Here is a 5,784-nt window from a genome sequence, read left to right as displayed (position 1 = left end):
GCTTGTGATTTCGCCTGATTTATTGCAAGAACTAATTCACGTACCGATCTATTCATTTTTTGTTCTGATACCAAATTATTAAAAGAAGGAGCTGCCATTGTTGTAATAATTGCCAACACAGCGATCGTTATCATCAGCTCAATTAAAGTGAATCCCTGTTCTTTTCTTTGCATACTCCCCCCAAAGGCAACAAAACTTTACCCTATTAAAGATACTACTCAATTTAATTACAAATTAAACACATAACAGGACAAAAGGCATAAAAAAACAGATAATTGCCAAATTACAATTATCTGTCAATTTTTTAAAATTTTCAGAATGTTAAATCATTCACGCTTTATGCTTGAGTTACAGAAATACGTAACTCTTTGGGCAAACTAAACGTAATATTTTCTTCACGTCCTGCAAGTTCTTGCGGTGCTTTTGCCCCCCAGTCCTGTAAACGTTGAATCACTTGTTTGATTAAAATTTCTGGTGCCGATGCGCCTGCCGTGACGCCAATTTTGGTATTTCCATTAAACCATTTTTGCTCAAGCTGATCGGCATTATCAACCAAATAAGCCTGTTTCCCCATACGCTCAGCCAATTCTCGTAAGCGGTTGGAATTGGATGAATTTGGCGAACCTACCACTAAAACCACATCACACTGCAGCGCTAAATCACGTACTGCATCTTGACGGTTCTGGGTGGCATAGCAGATATCATCTTTACGCGGCCCCTGAATTTCAGGAAATTTTGTACGTAAAGCATCAATCACTTTCGCCGTATCATCAATGGATAAAGTCGTTTGCGTAACAAAAGCCACTTTTTTAGGGTTATGAACGACTAAAGCTGCAACATCTTGTTCGTCTTCGACTAAATAAATTTCACCACCATTTTTTTTGTCATATTGTCCCATGGTTCCTTCAACTTCGGGATGACCTTCATGACCAATCAAAATGGCTTCTGTTCCTTCACGCGCATATTTGGTCACTTCAATATGAACTTTAGTCACCAATGGACATGTTGCATCAAAAACTTTCAAACCCCGACGTTCCGCCTCGATTTGTACAGCTTTAGAGACCCCATGTGCGCTAAAAATGACAATATTATCATCAGGCACTTCATCCAGCTCATCGACAAAAATAGCCCCACGCTGACGCAAATCATCGACCACAAATTTGTTATGTACCACTTCATGGCGCACATAAATCGGTGGATTAAAACATTCAAGTGCCCGATTAACGATCGCAATTGCTCGGTCGACGCCTGCACAAAAACCACGTGGATTGGCCAATACAATTTCCATAAGACCCTCAATGTTCACTTGACTTTAAACTGAATAACTTGAAATAAATGCAAACAACTTACGAACAGCTATTTAGTTTGCTGGCTGTCTGCTCTAAAATAGAGAAGATATTTTATCATATCAGGAAAAATATCATGTCGGGTCTCTTGTTTGTCGTTTCTGCTGCATCTGGAACAGGCAAAACATCTCTCGTTAAAGCCCTACTTGAGCGTGTGAATAATTTACACGTTTCTGTCTCTCATACCACTCGTGATCAACGCCCTGGTGAACTCGAAGGTGTGCATTATCATTTCTCGCAAAAAGAAGATTTTCTTGCTTTAGTTGAGCAAGGCGGTTTTATTGAGCATGCCGAAGTTTTTGGCAATTATTACGGTACAGCTCAAGCCACAGTAAAACAGCAACTGGCTAAAGGTCATGACGTTTTACTTGAAATTGATTGGCAAGGTGCGCAGCAAGTTCGCAAACTTTTTCCAGAATCTAAACAAATTTTCATTTTACCGCCCAGCCAGTTTGATTTACGTCAACGCTTGTCGAATCGTGGTACAGACTCTGTTGAAGTCATCGAACACCGTTTAAGTTGTGCAGTTGAAGATATGCAGCAATACACAAACTTTGATTATGTCATTATTAATGATGACTTTAATAAAGCACTGCATGATTTGGAATGCGTGATTATTGCCAATCGTTTAAGCTTGGCACAGCAGACTAACCGTCAGCAAGAATTGATTCAAAAATTAATTACTCCCGTTGAATTGTGATTAAAACTTGAGTCTACAGACAAAGCCTTTTATACTGCTCAGTCTGTTCAAATTTAATATTCAAACGAGAATTCTTATGGCACGCGTAACCGTTGAAGATTGTTTAGACCATGTAGACAACCGCTTTGAGCTTGTACTAGTGGCAAGCAAACGCGCGCGTCAATTGGCACGTCAAGGCATTGAACCAACTGTAGAGTGGGATAACGACAAACCAACCGTCGTTGCTTTACGTGAAATTGCAGCGGGTCATATATCTAAAGATATTTTGAAACAACGCGATCAAGACTATCAAACATCTAGTCTTGATCTTGCACTTTCTGCAAACAACTTGAATTTAGATGGCTTTTCTTTCCAATAAGAAAAAAAATCTAAAAAAAGCCTAGTTTTTAACTAGGCTTTTTTTATTGGATAACTTTTATATTTGTTCAATAACCGTTATAACATAAGTATAAAGATACGTTATTCAAGATGTATTTTTTTGCTTTTTTTAAATGAAAAATTTGACAAGTCATGCAATATGTTTTTCATTAAAGGGCTAGCGATTTAAACTGTAAAACTGAAGTAGTAAAGGTGTTATATGCCAGGCCCACAGGTCAGCCAAGCCAGACAACAGCTCAAAATTATTATTGACGCTTACTTAAGTGCAAGCGATGTCGAGCGCGTGCTTGCGGCTTGCGATTATGCCGATATTGCACATGATGGCATCACCCGAAAAAGTGGTGAACCGTATATTCTGCACCCTATCGCGGTGAGTAGCATTCTTGCCCATATGCGCCTGGATGCAGAAACCCTGATGGCTGCCCTTTTACATGATGTCATTGAAGATACTGACTTCAATAAAGAAGACATCACTGAAAAATTTGGACGTACCGTTGCAGAACTGGTCGATGGTGTCACCAAACTCAGCCATTCCAGTGATAAAGAATATAATAAAGCTGCATCCTTCCGTAAAATCCTGCAAGCCACACTACAAGACCCACGTGTCATTATTATTAAACTTGCAGACCGTTATCACAATATGACTACACTGGGTTCATTACGCCCAGATAAACGTCGGCGTATTGCCCAGGAAACCTTTGATATTTTTGTTCCGATGGCCCGTATTGTCGGCATGAATGAGATGGCAGACAATTTAGAACATTTGTGCTATCAAAATCTTGACCTCGATATGTTTAATAACGTGCAAGAAGCATTATTTCAAACCAAACCCAAACGCTGTGAATATCAAAGCATTTGGGAAAAAAAACTCACTGAACTACTGCAGCAGCATCACATTTCAGGGCGTATTAAAAAGAAAAATAACAATATCGAATTACTGCGTCACTTCGTTAAAAATGATATCAATCTGCAAGAACTGACTCATAGTCATGCTTTTGAAATTATTTTACAAAGCATTGCTGACTGTGACCGATTGGCAGAAATTTTACGGGAAAATTTCCAGATTCTGCATTACGAAGATCATATTCGCCGTCCGCTTCCCGGTGGCAACCAATCGCTGATGATGCGTTTAAAAGGTGAAAAAACGACTTTATCCCTGACCATTCAAACAGAGCTGATGCGTAAAGCGGCCCGTTTTGGTGTGGTTTTAGGTGAAAATGCGCCACAAGCCTGTCGTTCAGCCATTCAAGCTTCAATGCAAAACCTTAATGTACTGATTGATGAGGCCTGTGCGAAAACAACATTTAGCGATCTGTTAGATTATTTGCATCAAGAAAAAATTTGGGTTTATACCCCGCATGGCAATTTGCATGAACTCCCTCAAGGGGCAACAGCAGTCGATTTTGCTTATTCAGCCAGTCTGTTTTTAGGCAATCATGCGGTAGGTGCAAAAATAAACGGTGAAACCAAGCCGCTTTCAACACCCCTAATTAGCGGGCAAGTGATTGAGATTATTACCGATGTCTTGGCCACTCCAAATCCTGACTGGCTCAGTTTTATTAATACTCAAAAAGCACGTCGCGCTTTACAAAATATTTTACGTGATCAGGATATTGAAGAGCAGCAGCTAGTGGGCCAGCAAGCTCTAAATCGTGCACTGAAACTGTTTAATCGCTCGATAAAAGACTTAACCGAGGCAGACTGGATTGATATCTTGCAATGGCGGCATATTGAATCTAAAGAACAGTTATTTGAACAGGTTGCGGTCGGAGATTTGCTTCCCCAATTGGTCGCCAACCATCTGTTTGCGCAAGACCAGAGTTTAGAAACTCAATCCTCAACTCGCCTGATTCAAGGGACTGAAGGTGTGGACGTCAAATATGCCCATTGCTGCAATCCCGTTCTTGGAGACCCCATTCAGGGACATTTATCGCGTCGTGGACTCATTGTACATCGTGCCCGTTGTCACAACCTGCTACACGAACAACATCAGCATCCAGAAAACATTATGCCTTTGCAATGGGCCTCTGAAGATGCCGATGATATAAGCTTTACTGCCTATTTAAGCATTGATATGGCAATGAATGATGAACAAATTTCTGAACTCATCTACCAATGCCGTAAAGAAAAAACTGGCGTAGAAATGGTATATAACCATGAAGGCAAAACCTACGTGAATATTGTGGTGCATAACCGCAAACAAATTGCGCAAATCATTCGTGACTTACGCATGCATTTTGGTTTTCCGCGCATTACCCGTTTAGCCCAACCAATTAATATTACAGAAGCATCTAAAGCAAGTTAATTCAATCATATGCAACCTTTTTGACTGATATACGCTATGATGTATGAAGATGATATAAGGAGAAATCAATGACCCGTCAAGTAATCCATACGGAAAATGCACCAGCAGCAATTGGTACATATTCTCAAGCGATTTTAGTTGAAAATACACTGTATCTTTCAGGTCAAATTGGCTTAGATCCTTACAGTATGGAATTGGTTGAAGGTATTGAAGCTCAGATTCGTCGTGTGTTTGATAATTTAAAAGCAGTCTGTGAAGCAGCCGGTGGTTCTTTAGCCGATATCGCCAAACTGAACATTTTCCTCACCGATCTTTCACACTTCCAGTTGGTGAATCAGATTATGGGTGAGTACTTTGCACAACCCTACCCTGCACGTGCCGCGTTAGGTGTAGCCAGTCTGCCTAAAGATGCTTTAGTGGAAATGGATGGTGTGGTTATTATTAATAAATAAAATCAGATAGTTAAATAATTGTTTAAAATACCACCGATCAAGTGGTATTTTTTTATTCAAAAACCCAATAAATAAGAATGAGATTTCAAATGAATTTCATTGACAAACGATAATAATTATCAATAATATTACTTATCCTATTTCACTATTGTGGCTAGTTGAAAATGTACGTTTGTTTATGTCGTGGTATTACCGATCAAGATATTAAAGATGCTGTAGCAAATGGCGCTGAAAGCTTTCGTGAAATTCGCGACTTGCTTGATTTGGGTACCTGTTGTGGTCGCTGTGCTCCCGAAGCTCGCGCCATCATTAGTGACGAACTCTCAGAAATTGCTGCCCGTATATCGATAGCCGCTTAAATACTATAACCATAATAATCAAAGTTTAATGGTCGAGAGATCATCTTCCTCCCCCGCTTATGACTCTAAGCGGGTTTTTCTTATCTATTCTTCCATTTAACCTTTAGTCATTTTGAGTCCGATTTTCATTTGCCGTTCATTGACATCTTCACCCACCTAAAGGAAGGGGATTCCTACAACTAGACGCTCATGTCCGAGCGCGAGAATGTTCAGTGCGGAATTTATATCCCGATTTTTATGGAAT

Annotated in this window: 7 protein-coding genes; 5 read left to right on the top strand and 2 right to left on the bottom strand. The window is 39.9% G+C overall.

Going from position 1 to position 5,784, the window contains the following annotated elements; translation table 11 throughout:
• Together ACKI4H_RS14640 and ispH are read right to left on the bottom strand one after the other, a co-directional pair.
• The coding region (locus ACKI4H_RS14640) for a Tfp pilus assembly protein FimT/FimU (protein ID WP_407306994.1) at positions 1-173 on the bottom strand (173 nt) is incomplete at its 3' end.
• 164 nt (positions 174-337) lie between these two features.
• Positions 338-1,288: a 4-hydroxy-3-methylbut-2-enyl diphosphate reductase gene (gene ispH / locus ACKI4H_RS14635; RefSeq protein ID WP_407306992.1), complete on the bottom strand. Its 951-nt coding sequence runs from the start codon at positions 1,286-1,288 to the stop codon at positions 338-340.
• A gap of 134 nt (positions 1,289-1,422) precedes the next feature.
• Between ispH and gmk the strand changes: the two genes are divergently transcribed.
• From gmk to ACKI4H_RS14610, 5 genes are all read left to right on the top strand, one after another.
• Complete coding sequence (gene gmk, locus ACKI4H_RS14630; protein ID WP_407306990.1) at positions 1,423-2,046, top strand: guanylate kinase; 624 nt, start codon at positions 1,423-1,425, stop codon at positions 2,044-2,046.
• Positions 2,047-2,122: 76 nt separating this feature from the next.
• Positions 2,123-2,404 carry a DNA-directed RNA polymerase subunit omega gene (gene rpoZ, locus ACKI4H_RS14625; RefSeq protein ID WP_171537988.1) on the top strand — a complete coding sequence of 94 codons (282 nt, stop codon included), beginning with the start codon at positions 2,123-2,125 and terminating at the stop codon, positions 2,402-2,404.
• A 219-nt stretch (positions 2,405-2,623) separates the two neighbouring features.
• A complete protein-coding gene (locus tag ACKI4H_RS14620; RefSeq protein ID WP_407306988.1) occupies positions 2,624-4,729 on the top strand; it encodes a RelA/SpoT family protein in 2,106 nt (701 codons plus the stop codon).
• 68 nt (positions 4,730-4,797) lie between these two features.
• On the top strand, positions 4,798-5,181 hold the full coding sequence (locus ACKI4H_RS14615; RefSeq protein WP_407306986.1) for a RidA family protein: 384 nt from the start codon (positions 4,798-4,800) through the stop codon (positions 5,179-5,181).
• A 164-nt stretch (positions 5,182-5,345) separates the two neighbouring features.
• Entirely contained in the window at positions 5,346-5,540 is a 195-nt protein-coding gene (locus ACKI4H_RS14610) for a bacterioferritin-associated ferredoxin (protein ID WP_407306984.1), read from the top strand.
• Positions 5,541-5,784 lie beyond the last annotated feature (244 nt).

Source organism: Acinetobacter sp. (genome assembly GCF_045628685.1).
GTDB lineage: Bacteria > Pseudomonadota > Gammaproteobacteria > Pseudomonadales > Moraxellaceae > Acinetobacter.
Note: the sequence above shows the minus strand (reverse complement) of the source record. Positions and strands in the feature narration are given on the sequence as shown.